Raw genomic sequence first — 15,934 nt, 5'->3', positions numbered from 1 at the left:
ACCCCACTCTTTCTGTACTCTGGATACCTTGGCATTCTCATTCCGCCAACTCCGCTAGCATCTTCATAATGCTTGCCGATGTCACCTTCAACTCCTCGTCTATCGCGCACAAGCTCCTCGGTGCCTCAAACACATAGAAGTGCCGGTTGAACGGGATCTCGTAGCCCACCTTACTTTTCTCCTCGTCGATCCAGGCATCCGCTGCGTGCGGCAGTACCTCACGCTCGAAGTACGCACCAATGTCTTCGGCCAGCGGCACATTCTCAGTATCACGTAGCGCGCTATCGGGCTGCGGCTTGCCTTTCTGCTTGCCCTTCAGTCCCACCACGACCTCGCCCGCCTCATCGCGCAGCGGCCGTTCAACGGTGATGGTCGTATAGCCGAAGTCCTCGTTCTTGAAGATCCGCGCAATCGGCACACGCTTGAGCTTGCCGCCCTCCGGCACAGCCGGCGCATTGTCCGTACCCGTGACCAGCTTCGCTTCGCCGACCTGCTGGCCTGCCGCATCGAACACCGTCACCAGCTCGGCTTCTGTGAAATCACCGAACAGGCGAGTCACGGTGGCGATGTGGTCGTCGCTCATCTCCTTGCGCTTGCTGCCCAGGCTCTTGCGCATCTTCTGCCAGAAGCTGCTGGCATCGATCAGCTGCACATAGCCCTTGCGGTCGGCCGGCTTCTTGTTGGACAGGATCCAGACATAGGTGGAGATGCCCGTGTTGTAGAACATGTCGGTGGGCAAGCCGACAATGGCTTCCACCAGGTCGTTCTCCAGTACATAGCGGCGGATCTCGCTTTCGCCAGAGCCGGCACCGCCGGTGAAGAGCGGCGAGCCGTTGAGCACGATGCCGAAACGGCTGCCGCCGTCCTGCAGCGGGCGCATCTTGGAGATCAGGTGCAGCAGGAACAGCATGGAGCCGTCCGACACGCGTGGCAGGCCCGGCCCGAAGCGGCCGTCGAAGCCCTTGCTTTCATGCTCCTGGCGCACGACCTTCTCGACCTTCTTCCACTCCACGCCGAACGGCGGATTGGAGAGCATGTAGTCGAACTGGCGTCCGCCGTGACCGTCTTCGCTGAGCGTATTGCCGGCGATGATGTTCTCCACCGGCTGGCCCTTGATGAGCATGTCTGCCTTGCAGATGGCGTAGGACTCGTCGTTGAGTTCCTGGCCGAACATGGTCAACCGCGCCTGGGGGTTGTGTTCGAGCAGGTACTCGCCCGCCACCGAAAGCATGCCACCCGTGCCGGCCGTCGGGTCATAGATGGTGCGCACCACGGCGTTGCCCGGCGAAAGCACGTCGTCATCCTCGATGAACAGCAGGTTCACCATCAGGCGGATGACTTCGCGCGGGGTGAAGTGCTCCCCTGCCGTCTCGTTGCTGATTTCGGCGAACTTGCGGATCAGCTCTTCGAACACCAGCCCCATGCTGGCGTTGTCCACCGTCTCGGGATGCAGGTCGATGTTGGCGAACTTCTCCGTTACCAGATAGAGCAGGTTCGACTTGGCCAGACGCTCCACCTGGGTGAAGAAGTCGAAGCGCTCGAAAATATCGCGCGCCGCTGGCGAAAAGGCTTGGACGTAGGCATAGAGGTTCTGACGGATGTGATCCTGGTCGCCCAGCAGCTTGATCAGGTCGAGCTCGCTCGTGTTGTAGAAGCCAATGCCTCCCGCCTTGCGCAGCAGGAAGGGATCCGGATTCAGGCCGGCCTTGGTCTTGGCATCCCGCTCGGCGAGGACTGCCTTCTTGGTCGGCTCCAGCACGCAGTCCAGGCGGCGCAGCACGGTGAACGGCAAGATGACGCGGCCGTATTCCGACTGCTTGTAGTCGCCGCGGAGCAGGTCTGCGACGGACCAGATGAATGACGAGAGGGCTTGGTGGTTCATCGGTTCAGGTGCGGGCTTGGAGGATATGGCCCGGCAGTGCGATGTTTCGTGGGAAACATCTGATTTTCAGTACGTTGCCACGGCATTTTACTCAAGGCCGGCCGCCCTCGTCCCCTTGTTCTTGAGGGATATGCAGTAGGACGGCTGCATCCAACGTCGCCTTCAAAAAACCCCCGCTTTTCACAGCCTCGCTACGTGATCGAGAGTGCGAGAATATGCACAGAGACAAACAAACAGCCAAGACCAGGGAATCCTCAACGCATGGCCGAACAAGAACAACTCCTCGACATTCTCGATTACTGGCACAAGATCGAGTTCTTCATCCCGTTCGACCTGAAGCAGGTGCTGGACAAGGCGGACGAGGACGACGGTGCGGTCCGATGGATCCAGCCTGATGCCCTCGCGCCCGACGGGCCCATGCCCTGGCAGAACGTGACCGTGCCCGAAGGGCGCGAGCTGACGGGATTCAAGCTGTATCTCGGCGTGTTCGACATGCAGCGGATCATAGATTTCGCCCGTGCGTTGCCATCCGACGGTACGTCCGATGCCGTGGAGGAGGAAGAGCGCACCACGTTGGATGGCCGCACGTGCATTGCGCGCGTATCGCTGAGCCCCTATGGGGAGCCGGTGCTTGATCCAATTTCCGTGTCGACCGTGCCGTGGGCGATCGGCACCGCAGAGCAAGCGGGACTCGGCGCTCTCAGCGCTGGGACCTTCGACGCAGCGCGACGCGGCCTGGCGGACCGTTTGGCCGATTTCGCATCTGAACGCCGCCAGCAACGCACCAGCGGCGGCGACGAGGCCAAACCGCTCCCCCTGACGGGCGACGAGCTACGTACGTTGAATGCGTTGCTGCTGGATTGGGCGGGCTGCTTGTGGCCGCCGTCGTCTCTTGTAGCACTTCTTGAGATCAACTCGAAGGAGCGAAAGGAGCACGGAGAAACGGCAAGCCGCGGCACGCCAGCGAGCGGGAGTGGTCCAGCGTCGTTGTCGCCGAACAAGCCTAACGGTCCGGCGAAAAATGAGAGCGGTGACGAAGACGACGACGATACCGAAGAGGAAGCGCAGAAGATCGACATCCTGAACAGCTTCTTCATCGAGGACATCGAGCGGTGCATAGCGTCCGTGCGTGAGGGAAAAGTTCCTGAAACCGTGCGCGCCTACTTGCTACCGGGCGATCCCAGCCGGCGCGTCGACCTGTACACCGATGCCGGCCGCCAGGAGATCATACGGGCACTGCATCCCGCCAAGATGAATGCGGGGCACTGGCCGGAAGACGCGACGCGCAAGATGAGCCTGATGCAGCAATTCGCCATCAATACGGCGTTCGATCGGCTCAAGGATAGCGGACTGTTCTCCGTCAACGGCCCGCCGGGCACCGGCAAGACGACGCTGCTGCGGGACATGATCTGCGAGAACATTGTCCGCCGCGCACGCGAGCTGGCCCGCTTGCCAAGCGCCGACCGCGCATTCCCAGTGCGCGAGCGCGTGGAGTTTGCCGATGGCAGCCATGCGACCGTCGGTGTCCTGCGCCAGGAGCTCACGGGATTTGAGATGGTGGTGGCATCGTCGAACAATGCGGCAGTGGAGAACATTTCCGCCGACTTGCCCAAGCGCAAGCAGCTGGGCGAGGCATGGCAGGAGATCGGCTATCTGCAGCCGGTTGCGCACAAGCTCGCGGCACAGAACAGCCGTGCCAAGTTCACCAGACTGCAGCCCAAAGACGTACCGTGGGGACTGGTGTCCTGTGCGCTGGGCAATTCGAAGAACCGCCGTCGATTTGTGGATCGCGTCTTCTTCGACGCCCGGGGTTCCGACAATCGGACCGCTTCCGATGACTACCAGACGATCTGGACATGGCGCGCCCAGTATGTTGGCCCGACCTTCGACGAGGCCAAACGGGCCTTCCAGCGCGCAGACCAGGCCTTGCAGCAGGCACTCGACCAACGAAAGGACTACGCCGAACTGCAGGCCGCCTGGTCTGAGGTGACGGAGGAAGCGGCCACGCGGACGGCTTCGGCGGCGCTCGCCTCGTCATCGCAGCAGGTTGAGCAGGCCAATGCCGCCGCCGAACGCAGCCAAAGCGCCCATCAGGCAGCCGACAGCGCCCTCGCCGACCTGCGCGAAGAAGAGCGCCTGCTCGATCGCGCGAAGCCAGGGATGCTGTCCAGGCTGTTCCGCACGGCCGCCGCTCGGCAGCATGCCGGCGATGTGGCTCGTAATGCCGGGGAACAGATCGCGGCGCGTAAGCTGGCAGCCCGCTGCCGCGCCGAAGCCGCCGCAACAGGTTCGACCCTACGCGACGCACAAGCGCTCCATGCACGCGCCGAGCAAGACCTGCACAAGGCCCGCACCAGCTGGCGTGAAAAGCAGGACAAGCTGGCCGCATATCGCGAGCAATTCCCCGAGATGCGCGTGCCGGGTGTCGCCGAAACGATCGAAGCTGACGAGGTACAGCGCGACGGGCTCTGGCAAGACTCAGCCTTGGCGCAACTGCGCTCCGGATTGACCGTGGCTGCCTTGGCCTTGCACGAGGCCTGGCTAGCCGAAGTCTTAAAGAAGGGGGGCGGCTTCGGCGGGAACTTGGTCGCGCTCAGCAAGATGCTCAGCGGCCCGCCGTTACAAAGGCCAGAGCAAGCTCTGCTCCTCTGGCAGAGCTTGTTCTTGATGGTACCCGTGGTCTCATCGACCTTTGCGTCGTTCGCACGGCAGTTCCGCGGCATGGGCCCCGGCTCGATCGGCTGGCTGTTCATCGACGAGGCCGGCCAGGCCGTGCCGCAGGCAGCGGTCGGTGCGCTATGGCGATCACGAAGGGCCATGGTCGTCGGCGACCCGCTACAGATCGAGCCAGTCTTCACCGTGCCGAGCCGATTGATCGACGCACTGGCGGAACTGTCGGCACACACCTCCGACAAGCGCTGCGCACCCACCATGACCTCCGCACAGCAATTGGCCGACTCTGCCAATCCGTTTGGTACTGCGGTACCCGTGGAGGGCGCGCCGCCGCTGTGGATCGGCAGCCCATTGCGGGTCCACCGGCGCTGCCTCGACCCGATGTTCTCGATCGCGAACCGGATCGCCTATCACGGCAAGATGGTGTACGGGCTGACCGAGCGTATGCCGTCATCCGATCCGCTCCGCCTGGGAAACAGTGCGTGGATCGATGTGTCCGGCAAAACAGCCAGCAAGCAGGTGGTGCCCGAGCAGGTCGAGATCGTGGCGAAGCTGGTAGTGCGGCTGTATCAGGCCTCCGGCACACTGCCTCCACTGTATGTCATCTCGCCCTTCAAGGCGATCAAGCGCGCGCTGCAAGATCGCTTGCGTGCGATCGATTGGCAAGCGGAGGCCGGCGAGCGTGCTCCGAGCAAAAAGGCCTGGGCGTCCTGGTGCAGGGAGCGGATAGGCACAGTGCACACGTTTCAGGGCAAAGAGGAATATGTCGTCGTCTTCGTGCTCGGTGCCGATCACGACAGCGCGGGATCGGCGAAATGGGCGGCGACCAAACCCAACCTCCTCAATGTCGCCGTCACGCGCGCGCAGAATCGCGTGTTCGTCGTTGGGGACGCATCACTGTGGGGTGACATGCCGTACTTCGGCGAAGCGATGGCGCAGCTCGGGACGCCGATTGGGGAGCGGCAGTGGTTCGATAGGCTGGGTGCGGCAGTGTCCGGCTCCGAGCTATACGCCTAGGTTCCTTCGGCCTCGCCTCGGTGAGAGGCGAGGCTCTCGATTGGGCCTAAGTGCCGACAACTGCCCCCCGAGCCTTGGCGGCTCGTCCTACAAGCCTTATGCGGGGGGGGGGCCGGCCGCCTCGCCGAGGTCATCTGGCCCGATCTCAAGGCGCTCTCCTTGTCCGATTACCTCGGCATTGGATTTACTATGACCGACTCTGAAATCACGGCCTCGTCGTCGCCTTCCCCTGCTCTGGGTAAGACTGCTTGGTGCCGGCTCCTTACTGCGGAGAATTTCGGCAAGGCAATCTAGGGGCGGCTTCAAGTGCGAAGTGCTCAGTTCGGCGTGCCGGGTCATCTCCCGGTCCTGGTCGTAAGTCAGGGTCTGACGCAGCGGCGCCACCAAGGATCGCAGCTTCACGGTAAAGCCGGCCAGAGCCGATCAGCGGTAGCGTCCTGCATCTTGACCAGCAGTACGACGCGGCTCATGCACTCGACCAGTACGCCTACGGCCGATGGGTTGCCCCCCTTAGTGAGGTCGCCCTCCCTGTGCCCGGGCATGAGCCGATCATTGACCTCAAACGGGCGCACGTAGACGCTGACCATGTCGGGACATCTGGCTGCACCGGTCGGTTCCGCGCGAGCGCGGCAGACGCTTGGCCCGGACCTGTCGCAAGCAGGCGATGAGTTAGCGGCGCGGCTCACCTCGCGGATAGGCGTAGATGGCGATGTAGATGGTCTCGTGGGACACGTTGAGGTCGGGTTGGTCAGGAAAGCCCCGCTTGAGCGTAGCGGAGATTTCCTGAGGCGACCACATCTGATCGAGGAAGTGACGCACCACGCCCCGCCGCACGCCATCAGTAGCAAGCCTAGGGGCTGGACGGCTGGCTTTGAGGCGTTATGTACGGCAGGCTTGCGCGCGCATTGCGCCATAGCCGCCACGGGCGGTGGCATTGCGACGAAGCTCACGCATCAGTGTCGAGGGCGCGTGACCAAGCCTGCGAGCAATGCCTCCCAGGCTGAGATCTGCTGCCTTCCAAATCTCGATGCGCATGCGCTCTTCGAGTTGTAGTTGTTGGTACTTCGCTTTCGTCATTCATTACACCTTACCGAATGGCAAGGTGTTGCACTTCAGATTTGAGGCCGCCTAGCATATCTCGTATCAAGTGCCATACACCCCCACATTATGGTGGCACTAGAATTGATTAAAATCTGATAGGCTCCAATATTCATAAAAAGGTGGCGTGAATGGACAAGTTCACTCTTGCTGTATTTTCTTCTGCGGCCGTCTTCGGCGTCATGCTGCTGACGTTGGTTTATCAGTTTGCCGGGGTGCAATGGAAAAAAAGACCATGGATCCCGCTATGCCTTGGCATTGCCCTGCTCCTAACGATGTTTCTTTTTCATTGGTGGCTGGAGACTGTTGCCAGCCACGATACCAAGCTGCTTGAGGTACACGCTAGAAAGCTGGATGATGGCGCAAAAGGAATACTCATGTCCTTGTCTATTGCCTACACCCGGCAGGCAAAATTTGTGGAGTTGGCGGTTATTCCTATGGCTATGGCGCTGATAGGCGTCGCACTAGCCCTCCGAATCGAGAATGATTTTTACACAAAACTCAATGAAATCGATAGCAATAGGAAAATAGCACTGCGACTAGAAGCGGAAATCCGAGAAGCGGAGAACGATGTGGTTGACGCATTGTCTTCCAATAGACGCGGCATTCAATTGCTACATCTTCACGAACAGGTTCAATCGCTCAAGAATGACCTACTAAATCAATTGGAAACAATCCGGATATTGCAGCGGAACGCTGGGCTTCGTGTGGAGTATGGCCTTGGCGGACATTGATCATGGACTTGCTTCCGTAGCTCAGGACACCCGGACATTGCTAAATTGATGGCGGCAGCTCGCCGAAGCTCCCCCGGTGTGCAATATCTCAACGCTTTGTGCGGGTGATGTTCGTTGTAGTGTTCGAATGCAGCGGTAAATTGGGAGAGTGCTATTGGCGCTTCCGGCTTGTCCATGACGACTATGTAGTCACGCTGCATGGCCTTGACGAAGGACGCGGCCATGCCATTGCTCTATGGGTCGTCAGCGGTTCCGGCCCCGGCCCCGGCTCTCGCACGAATCTGCACGTGCAATGGCCGATGTAGGCGGAACATAAAGCAAGCCATCGTGCATCCAAACTACGCGGGGCTCTGGGTGCTCGTACAAGCGTTCAGCTGTTCTGCTGCACCACGAATCGAACTTCCACTCGCCGGTTGCGCGCGTCTTCTGACGCGACGTTCGCTAGCGGATGCGAGTCGCCGAAGCCCGCCACAACCACGCGCTTAGCAACTTGACTACCGAGCTTGCCGATCAGCAAGCGCCGAGCTTCACGTGCACGAGCCGCGGACAACGTGTAGTTGTCATCATAGACGGTGCAATAGTGAGCGAAGTCGGTCACTGGCCGGGAGACTTGAAGATTGTCGGTATGGCCTTCCACGTAGATTTGACCGCCGGGGATCCGCGCAAGATAGTCGGCGACTTTCGCTTCTATCTGTGCGATGGCCATCTTTGCCTCAGGCGTGATGCAGGCGCTTCCACGTGAAAAGACGCCGTCGCGCAGCGTGATCTTGCCGGCGTCCGAATCGATTGAAACTAGCCCCTCCAAGCCCTGGCTTGAGAACGTCTGTTTCATGTCCTGCAGCATCTCGGTGATGTGCTTGCGATAGGCGGCCGAACCCTGTTCCATTTCCGCCTTGTGGCGAATCTCCGCGTACTGTCGCTGAACGACCGATAGGACCAGCAGCAACATCACCACAGCCATCACGCCAGCCATCAGGTCCGCAATGGCCACCCACTCGTTTGGCTTCTCTTTCATGGAATGTGCCTTCAGGCATCAAGGGTGAGGCGGCGTCTCGACGCGGCCGGGCGCGATGCCTTGCCTAGCAGATCCGAAACCTGGCGGTCGATGCTGTTCACGGCTTTCACAAGATCGTCCTGTCCCACGTTCTTCTGCAGGGCTATTGCAACGCCTTGCATGGCGCTCGTCGCGTTGCCGAGATCGCTGGATATCGCCTTGCTATCTTCGACGGTCTTGCCGATAGCCATGACAGTCTTTTCGCTCGCTTCGACGATTGCGGTGGAAATCTCAGCGATCTTCCGGCCTGTTGTTGCGACTGATCCTAGACCGTTGGTAATGTCTTTGCGCAGTTCTGTCACCAGGCCGGTCATGGCCTCAATATTGCCCTCAAGCGTTGTGCTTGTGCTATTGAATAGGACGAATGCCTTGGTTTGAGTCGCCTGCGAATCCTCGATCGATTTTTTGACACCCTGCAGCGTCTCGTCGACGTTGGACGATAGTCGATTGATCGAACTCGATATGTCGTTGGCGGCGCCCCCCAGACGTTCCGAGATGATGTTCATATGCTCGGCGAACGAGTGCCCCATGTTGTCGATCGTCTTGCCCAGCTCCCGATTCATGTCGCCGATCACCTCACTCACGCCGGTGCGCAACTCGCCGATGACAGACTGGAGATCATTGGTCGAGCGAACGGTGTCAGCTGCTGCTTTGGCCATCTTCTTCGCGGCGTCGGCGACAGCAGCGGTGCTTCCCGATACCCCGTCAACGAACGATTCCATGGCATCACGCGTCTTCTTCGACTCGTCGGCTACGTCGCTCAGCTGCGCAATCTGCTGTTTGTGCGCGTGCTTCTGGGCTTCCAGCATTTCTAGGTGCCGCTCGACGATCGCGTTGGCCTGCAACTCGGCGATCTGCTTCATCGTACTTCCCAGCATTCCGATGGCGTCGACAATGCGCGCATTGTCTTCCTGCTGCAGGTTGCGTGCTTCACTGTGCCGACGGTCAACCTCGCCCTTCATCTTTGCCACGCACCAGGACAGGCGGTGCCCGTCGTAGTTGACGCGGCTGCTCCAAGTCTTGAGGATCAGGAAGGCCGCAATGCCCCAGGTCGATGTTTTGAACTTGGACCCGAGGCCGTGCATCATCGACATAAGGTTGCCCATCATGGCGTCCACGTTGCCGCCACCGGATGCATCAGACAGGATCATCGAGGCCTTGTCCAGTGCCATGCCCAGGCCGATGAACGTGCCGAGCAGACCCACGATGAGAAGCATGCCGGGCATGATATCGGCCAGCTTCTCCTGCTTGGTAGCCACTGCTGCGCAGAGGTCGTTGACCGAACCATGCTCGACGTCTAGGTTCGCTGCATCATCGCCCGCTTCGCGATGCCAGTTGCGCTCCCAGTTCTCCGGCTTCGCGTGTCTGAGCCCGAGGCAGGTGTACGCCGCGAAACCAAAGATGATGGTGAAGAATGCTATCTGCAGAGGTTCCAGCGGTTGCAATTGAGGCGTCAGGAAATGGCGCAACTGATCCAGTAGCTCAAGCATGGCTCTCTACCTCCAACAGGTTTCCGCGTGCGTGCGATGCGCTTTCGAAGATATTGGCAAAGTCGATGATGAGCGACTGTTGCTCGGCGGTAAGGCCATCCCACGGCTTCCCGTTCTGAGCGCAGTCGATCAGGATCATGCCGACCTCACGCCCCTGGCTGATCAAGTACGTCTTGTCTTCGCTTGCGAGTTGCTCTTCGCTCTTTTCCAGCAGTTGCAGGAAACCTTCGCTCGCGTACACGTAGTTTCGGCGCTCCCGATTGAGCTTTGCGAGGGCTTCGGTGGCAGCCGTGAGGCCGGGAACTGTCGCCTGCAAATCTGTCAGCATTGATGCCTCCTCTGCCGACAGTTCACCCAGAAGCTGCTGGGTTTCGAGTTGGCGCTTAAGCACGCGGTCCTTTGCCACTCTCCGATTTTCCAGCTCCCATCGCTTCTCGTCCGCCTGAAGAGCCAAGTCCCAGGACTTTGTGAGCTCTTCGAACACGAACGGCAGTAGGTTCTTCCGGTAGCGCTTCTGAATGATCTGGTCCAGATGTTCCCCCTCGGACTGCGTCAGTGTCGGCGTCGGCGCGATTAGTGCAGAAGCAATCCTTACCAAGAAGATATCGTCATCGGAAATGGATTCCACGTCCTTGGCTGAGCGAAGCGTGTCTTCGGCCATGCGCAACAGTTTTTGAGTGGCACGCAGGCGGAGGTAGTGATCGAAGTCGGCAATTTCTTCGGCTTCGAGCATTGCCTCAACGCCCTCGCAAGCCAAGGCGTAGTCATTGATCAGTGACGCCATATCAATTTCGCGCTTGACTTTCGCGGGAAGGCTCGCCTGGGCTTCGTCAAATATCTTGCGATGACGGCGCGCTTCAGCAGCCTCCGCCTCTGTCATGCGCGACTTGAATTCACGTGCCCAGCGGATGGACCACTGGATTGCGGCATCGAGCCTTTTTAGTACCGGGCTGTTCTCGAGCTTAAACAGTTCCGTCAGCACCCTGTCCAGCACGAGGATGGCGGCGCCGAGCCAAGGGAGGTTGTTCTTCAAGGCTAATGCTGCGGCGTCTTTGAAGTATGGCTTGATGGCAGCCAACACAGGGCGCACCTTCTTCCAAGTTTCCTTGACTGAGCCCACGAAAGTTTCGGCCTCGTCCGCCAACCATCCAATAGCCTTGCCCGCCACCTCCTTGGCCGTTTCATAGACCTTTCTGGCGCCGGTAGCTACTGCTGAGACCACACTCCGAAAGCCGGATGCGATCGAGGACAGGAATCCCATTTTTTTCCTCTTCTTACTGTACGTGAGTGACGCCAAGCAGCTGCCGGCTGATGGTTACATCGCCGGCTGCCGATTTAGCAACAGGCTGAGTACTGGAGATCTCCGTGTTTGCACGGCGGACTTCGCCGATCGCTGCTTCGATGTGCGTGGTGGCAAGGGCGGCTGGACGCGACAGGCGCTCGGCATCTTGCAGTGCCTTGGGCAAGGCCAAGCGCATGCACGTGCGGATCTCGCGTCCTGAGAACCCGTCGCTTAATGTCGCAGCATGAGTGACCAACGCATCGCGCGTGCTTTCGATCGGGATATCGGGCACCAGCATCCGGCCCCACAAGCGTTTGCGTGCAGCAAGATCGGGGAGGTCGAAATGCACGTGATAGCTGATGCGGCTGCGGAATGCCTCGTCGTAGTTCTTGGCGAAGTTGGTGGCGAAGACGACGATGCCGTCAAAACGTTCGAGTTCGATGAGCAACGTCGAGCGCATCGCATTGACCTCGTTGTCGACGCCCTGCGTGACAGACGACAGCCGCTTCCCGAGCAAGGTGTCCGCTTCGTCAAAGAAGAGTAGCGCGCCTTCCATGCGCGCCGCCTCGAAGGCCGCCTGTATGTTCTTCGCAGTGTCGCCCATGAACTTGCTTTCCAGTTCAGCGATGCCTAGAGGCATGAACGGCATTTGCAGGGTGCCTGCGAGGGCCTCGGCAGCCATGGTCTTGCCGGTGCCGGGCGGCCCATAGAAATTGAGGATGGTGCTGAGTCCCATCGGATCGACTGAGCCGAAATTCCAGTCGACATAGATCGTCTTGCGATGACGGAGTTTGGTGAGGCATTCAGAGAGCCGCAGCGAGGTGCCTTGAGATAGCACCAGATCGCGATCCAACTGGAAACGGGGCTCTTGGGTAAGGAACTGCTGATTGGTCGGTGCGCGCAGGGGCTCAGCAGGTCTGGGGCGCTCAGGCGCGGGTCGTTTTCCAGCCTGGGACGCATGATCACTCATCGTGTGCACAATGATTTTTGCTTGGAATTCAAAACGGGTTGGACTGCCGTGTGGAACGATAGAACTGACACCGCACGCTATCTATCAGCCAATGGATTACGGTTCGAATGACGTCCCCTGGGATACCTCTAAAGTAGGGAACGAGGGGCGACGGTCGAAGCGGCTTTGGAACTAGCTCAGGCTCTTGCCAAGAGCGGTCCGGTCAAGCCGCATCTCAGCTGCGACATCGGTTGCGGACGTCAGCAAGGCTTGCATGACATGCATGACATGCGTCATTTCATGGGGCGCCGCGAGCGGTCTGTCGAAAGGATGCCGCACGATCTGCGCACGTCTTGCGCAGATCGTGGCTACCATTGCCCCCCCAACGGTACGATCGGATCGTGAGGTAGGCGGAAAACGTCTAGTTCAAGAGTTGCCGAGATCTACCGATGTAGCTCGGGGGCAAGTGGCCACCGCCTCGACGTACGGGAAATAGCAATGTGTCATCGAAATGACACCGGGCAAATGGCGGCCGTGTTGGAGAGGAAGGAAACGGCTACTGGAGAACCTTGATCTGCCTCGAGACGATCGCCCTCCTATCACCATGGCATACGGAAGGCAGGGGCATAAGCCGGCGGGAAAGATGTCGTAGGACTATAAGTCGAGCAGAATGCGGAAGCGCTGCGTCTCGCAGCGCCTTCAGCTTAACGACGCACCCCGTGCCTGGCCGGCAATTGGCCGGCTAGAACACCAGCCAGGGCGAGCGCAGCGAAGCTTCCATCGGTCATGGCGTGAATGTCGCGGGGATTCGTCTATTCACCTGAGTCAAGCCTGTGCCAGAGAATCGCCGCAGGTCATCGCTTCGCTTGTGCCGCTCTGTGTACCATCCGACGGCACCTAGCGAAGGTTCCCTTGATCGCAGCAGAGATGCGGGCAGCGTGGCTGAAGAATCAACGATGCAGTGTTGAGGAATCGCTCGTGCTCCATGACGAGGATCTTTTCCCTGCTCTGATACACGTCTTCCGGGCCGATATCCCGACGCGCCACGCCCAGGTTCTCAAGCAAGCCGCGCAGGAACGCCACGCGACGCGAGACGAGCGATGGTGGGATACCTGCACTGGGGTTTTCCCACACCTCAATGAGAACCTCGAATCCTGCCGGGAAGGCCTGGCGCGTCTTGTCGCGCCAATCCAGCATGCGTCGTATCTCCTCGCTGGATAGTGATCCCGAGCCGGACTCGAAGAACGATTCATATTCTATGTACGGAGGCTTGCAAGCGCAGGCATTCAAGGAAACGCCAAGAATCAAGAGCACGGCCAATTGACGCATCATGGCTTGTGTATAAGACGATGCCCTCTACCTGAGATCGCCCAGGTCGCAGCACGCATGCGGACAGCGCGGAGCCAGGTGTAATTCGGCACGGTTGAAGAGCGCCTCAGCCCCGGGCTTGCTAAGCCGCATGGTGTTTCTTCGAATCCCCACCTCTACGATGTCGTCTTGCGGTACGCCGAGATTCCGTAGCAGGGTTCTCAGATGCTCGGACCGATCCTATGCAAGTGACGCCGAAATGCCGGCGTAGCTGTTCTGCCAAACCACGATGTCTACGCGAAAGCCTGCGGGAAAGGCTCGACGTGTATCGCTGCGCCAGAAGGCCATACGCTTCACTTCGCTTCCAGACAGAGCACGATCCCCAACCTCGAACACCGGCTCATACTCGATATAGGGGAGCTTGCACGCGTAGGCGTTCCATGAAAGCCCGACGAGCAGCAAGACAATGGCTTTCAGCATCTCGGTCTCCGTAGCGGTGGTACGCCAGGTCGTCGGCGCGGATCTTCAGGTCGATGGCGTGCAGCTTGGCCGGCGGCTCCTGCAGCAAGGCGACGCCGGAGGCAGCGCGGAGTGCCTTCGGCAACCGCGCTTTCGCGATCTTCATCATGCTTTGGCCTCCGCGTGCCTGCTGTCCGTTGCCCTAGGGCTACTTACTTCACGATGGGCACCATTCCAGGGCAACACGGATGCGGGCAGCCCGGCATGAAGTCCACTTGCGCGAAATTCAAGGGCTCATACGTTACCCCTGGCCGATAGCGGCCGACCTCCACGGAGATATTGCTCTCCGGCACGCGGAGCGTGGTCAGCCAATGTTGCAAATGGGATGCCCGCCGGTGTGCCAGGGCTTGACTGACGCCCAAGCCAGGTGCGGCATACAGGAAGATGTGGAACTCCTTTTGGTTCTCGTACTTTCCCGGAGAGTCGATCAGCCACTCCGCCATACGACGGACTTCCGATGCCGCAAGACGATCCTTGCCCGGCTCGAACTCGGAGTTGAAGGAGATATCGAAGCTACAAGCCAGCGCGGGCATAGCAAGCAGCATGGCAATGCCCGCGACAGCGTGGAATGCCTTGGGCAACTGCGCTTTCACGATCTCCGAGCCCCTTGGACCTCCGCGTTTCATGCTGTCCATTGCCCAGTGCTACTTCACGATGGGCACCATCCCGGGACAGCACGGATGCGGGCACCCCGGCAGGAAATCCACTTGCGCGAAGTTTGGTGGCTCGGCCGATTTCCCCGGCTTGTAGCGAGCGACCTCCTGGATGATTCTGCTATCTGGCACATGGAGCATTGTCAGCCAATGCCTCAAATGAGAGGCACGCTTGCGCGCCAGCGCATCACTGATGCCTGAGGTGGGTGCGGCATACAGGATGATGAGAAACTTGTCTTGGTTCTCGTACTTGCCCGGCTCGTCGATCAACCACTCTGCAAGCCTGCGCACTTCAGAGGCCGGCAGGCGGTCTGCGCCGGGCTCGAACTGCGTATTGAATGCAATGGTGAAGCTGCAGGCCAGCGCCGGCATCGCGAGAAGCCCGGCCAGGAGACCAACCGCAACGCGAAGTCTAGACAATGACATAGCCGGCCACGTTATCCGCATTTTCGATGCATTGGGGATTTTCAGCTTTAGCTTCCAGCTGAGCGATGAGCGACGAGCAGTGGATAGTTCACACTCTGGGAAATTCGTCATGCCGTCCGCCTCCCCTCACCCAACCTCGACACAAACACCTCAAACGGAATGAAATGCCACTGCGCAGCCTCCGGGTCATACATGGCCAGCTGGTTGACCTGCGCATCCGCCGTCGTTCTTTCCGGCATGTTCTCGATGGCGCGTCCCACCTGTTGCCTCCGGCTGCGCTCGTCCAGCGCCAGGATCTGCTCGAAGGTCTCGGTGTAGGCGTATAGCCCGGCTTGTTCGCGCGTGTAGCGGTGGTGCGCCAGGTCGTCGGCGCGGATCGTCAGGTCGATGGTGTGCAGCTTGGCCGGCGGCACCTGCAGGGTCTCGCGCAAGTACACGCTCGCCAGGCTGCCTTGGCGGCGCATGACCAGCTTGCCGTCGCTGGCGCACCAGCCGAAGTGCAGGAAGTAGTGGAGTTTGCCGTCGTGCTCGCAGATCATCTCGCGCGGGTCGAAGGCCACCGCGGGGACGACGTGGAAGGGCTCGCCTGGGGCGGACCGGAATGCCGCGTCCAGGTACGCGTCGAACGGCGAGAGGTAGAAGACCAGTCCGTTGCCCATTTCCGGGTTTTCGGCATCCAGGGCTTCGCATGAGGCCCGGCAGTAGTCCGGCTCATCCGGGCGGGGCGCGTAGCGCGCGAGCACGTAGAGGTGGGGATCGGTGTGGAGGACATGGCCGCAAGGCCGGCTGGTCGGTTTGGGTTTCCGCATCGCAGCGCGCTCCTGTCGCAAAGACAATGCGGTCCTTTTA

The 15,934-nt window shown here is 60.0% G+C and carries 12 protein-coding genes and 2 pseudogenes; 2 read left to right on the top strand and 12 right to left on the bottom strand.

All coding sequences use genetic code 11. From position 1 onward, the window contains the following. Positions 1–37: 37 nt before the first annotated feature. Complete coding sequence (locus BKK80_RS01760) at positions 38–1,882, bottom strand: type I restriction-modification system subunit M (protein ID WP_071068516.1); 1,845 nt, start codon at positions 1,880–1,882, stop codon at positions 38–40. Positions 1,883–2,143: 261 nt separating this feature from the next. Here BKK80_RS01760 and BKK80_RS01755 point away from each other — a divergent pair, with 261 nt between their 5' ends. Beyond that, positions 2,144–5,572, top strand: a complete 3,429-nt coding sequence (locus BKK80_RS01755; protein ID WP_071068515.1) for a DEAD/DEAH box helicase — start codon at positions 2,144–2,146, stop codon at positions 5,570–5,572. A gap of 309 nt (positions 5,573–5,881) precedes the next feature. Here the strand turns inward: BKK80_RS01755 and BKK80_RS01750 are convergent. Further along, positions 5,882–6,649: pseudogene (locus BKK80_RS01750) on the bottom strand (IS30 family transposase); the annotation flags it as partial. Between the two features lie 152 nt (positions 6,650–6,801). Between BKK80_RS01750 and BKK80_RS36180 the strand changes: the two are divergent. After that, positions 6,802–7,404 (top strand): hypothetical protein, encoded by a 603-nt coding sequence (locus BKK80_RS36180; RefSeq protein ID WP_157903145.1) that lies wholly within the window; start codon positions 6,802–6,804, stop codon positions 7,402–7,404. Positions 7,405–7,457: 53 nt separating this feature from the next. On the opposite strand, the pseudogene BKK80_RS37290 reads toward BKK80_RS36180, so the two are convergent. From BKK80_RS37290 to BKK80_RS01705, 10 genes and pseudogenes are all read right to left on the bottom strand, one after another. Beyond that, positions 7,458–7,714: pseudogene (locus BKK80_RS37290) on the bottom strand (integrase core domain-containing protein); the annotation flags it as partial. A gap of 60 nt (positions 7,715–7,774) precedes the next feature. Next, positions 7,775–8,419: an OmpA/MotB family protein gene (locus BKK80_RS01745; protein WP_071068514.1), complete on the bottom strand. Its 645-nt coding sequence runs from the start codon at positions 8,417–8,419 to the stop codon at positions 7,775–7,777. Positions 8,420–8,430: 11 nt separating this feature from the next. After that, positions 8,431–9,948, bottom strand: a complete 1,518-nt coding sequence (locus tag BKK80_RS01740; RefSeq protein WP_071068513.1) for a hypothetical protein — start codon at positions 9,946–9,948, stop codon at positions 8,431–8,433. Continuing rightward, positions 9,941–11,209 carry a hypothetical protein gene (locus tag BKK80_RS01735; protein ID WP_071068512.1) on the bottom strand — a complete coding sequence of 423 codons (1,269 nt, stop codon included), beginning with the start codon at positions 11,207–11,209 and terminating at the stop codon, positions 9,941–9,943. The genes BKK80_RS01740 and BKK80_RS01735 overlap by 8 nt, the downstream gene beginning before the upstream one ends. Before the next feature lie 13 nt (positions 11,210–11,222). Beyond that, positions 11,223–12,083, bottom strand: coding sequence for an ATP-binding protein (locus BKK80_RS01730; protein WP_236903711.1), 861 nt, complete (start codon positions 12,081–12,083; stop codon positions 11,223–11,225). A gap of 993 nt (positions 12,084–13,076) precedes the next feature. Next, positions 13,077–13,376 carry a hypothetical protein gene (locus tag BKK80_RS01725; RefSeq protein ID WP_071068510.1) on the bottom strand — a complete coding sequence of 100 codons (300 nt, stop codon included), beginning with the start codon at positions 13,374–13,376 and terminating at the stop codon, positions 13,077–13,079. Between the two features lie 351 nt (positions 13,377–13,727). Next, complete coding sequence (locus BKK80_RS01720; protein ID WP_071068509.1) at positions 13,728–13,967, bottom strand: hypothetical protein; 240 nt, start codon at positions 13,965–13,967, stop codon at positions 13,728–13,730. Between the two features lie 191 nt (positions 13,968–14,158). Then, positions 14,159–14,599: a hypothetical protein gene (locus BKK80_RS01715; protein ID WP_157903144.1), complete on the bottom strand. Its 441-nt coding sequence runs from the start codon at positions 14,597–14,599 to the stop codon at positions 14,159–14,161. Positions 14,600–14,650: 51 nt separating this feature from the next. After that, complete coding sequence (locus tag BKK80_RS01710) at positions 14,651–15,196, bottom strand: hypothetical protein (RefSeq protein WP_157903143.1); 546 nt, start codon at positions 15,194–15,196, stop codon at positions 14,651–14,653. Continuing rightward, a complete protein-coding gene (locus BKK80_RS01705; RefSeq protein ID WP_071068506.1) occupies positions 15,193–15,894 on the bottom strand; it encodes a hypothetical protein in 702 nt (233 codons plus the stop codon). Before BKK80_RS01705 ends, BKK80_RS01710 begins: the two co-directional genes overlap by 4 nt. Positions 15,895–15,934: the final 40 nt, after the last annotated feature.

The sequence above is a fragment of the Cupriavidus malaysiensis genome (genome assembly GCF_001854325.1).
Taxonomy (GTDB): Bacteria; Pseudomonadota; Gammaproteobacteria; order Burkholderiales; family Burkholderiaceae; genus Cupriavidus; species Cupriavidus malaysiensis.
Note: the sequence above shows the minus strand (reverse complement) of the source record. Positions and strands in the feature narration are given on the sequence as shown.

Coding starts and splice junctions, on each gene's coding strand:
- BKK80_RS01760 (WP_071068516.1), bottom strand. CDS start 1,882: ATGAACCACCAAGCCCTCTCGTCATTCATCTGGTCCGTCGCAGACCTG.
- BKK80_RS01755 (WP_071068515.1), top strand. CDS start 2,144: ATGGCCGAACAAGAACAACTCCTCGACATTCTCGATTACTGGCACAAG.
- BKK80_RS36180 (WP_157903145.1), top strand. CDS start 6,802: ATGGACAAGTTCACTCTTGCTGTATTTTCTTCTGCGGCCGTCTTCGGC.
- BKK80_RS01745 (WP_071068514.1), bottom strand. CDS start 8,419: ATGAAAGAGAAGCCAAACGAGTGGGTGGCCATTGCGGACCTGATGGCT.
- BKK80_RS01740 (WP_071068513.1), bottom strand. CDS start 9,948: ATGCTTGAGCTACTGGATCAGTTGCGCCATTTCCTGACGCCTCAATTG.
- BKK80_RS01735 (WP_071068512.1), bottom strand. CDS start 11,209: ATGGGATTCCTGTCCTCGATCGCATCCGGCTTTCGGAGTGTGGTCTCA.
- BKK80_RS01725 (WP_071068510.1), bottom strand. CDS start 13,376: ATGCTGGATTGGCGCGACAAGACGCGCCAGGCCTTCCCGGCAGGATTC.
- BKK80_RS01720 (WP_071068509.1), bottom strand. CDS start 13,967: ATGCTGAAAGCCATTGTCTTGCTGCTCGTCGGGCTTTCATGGAACGCC.
- BKK80_RS01710 (WP_157903143.1), bottom strand. CDS start 15,196: ATGACGAATTTCCCAGAGTGTGAACTATCCACTGCTCGTCGCTCATCG.
- BKK80_RS01705 (WP_071068506.1), bottom strand. CDS start 15,894: ATGCGGAAACCCAAACCGACCAGCCGGCCTTGCGGCCATGTCCTCCAC.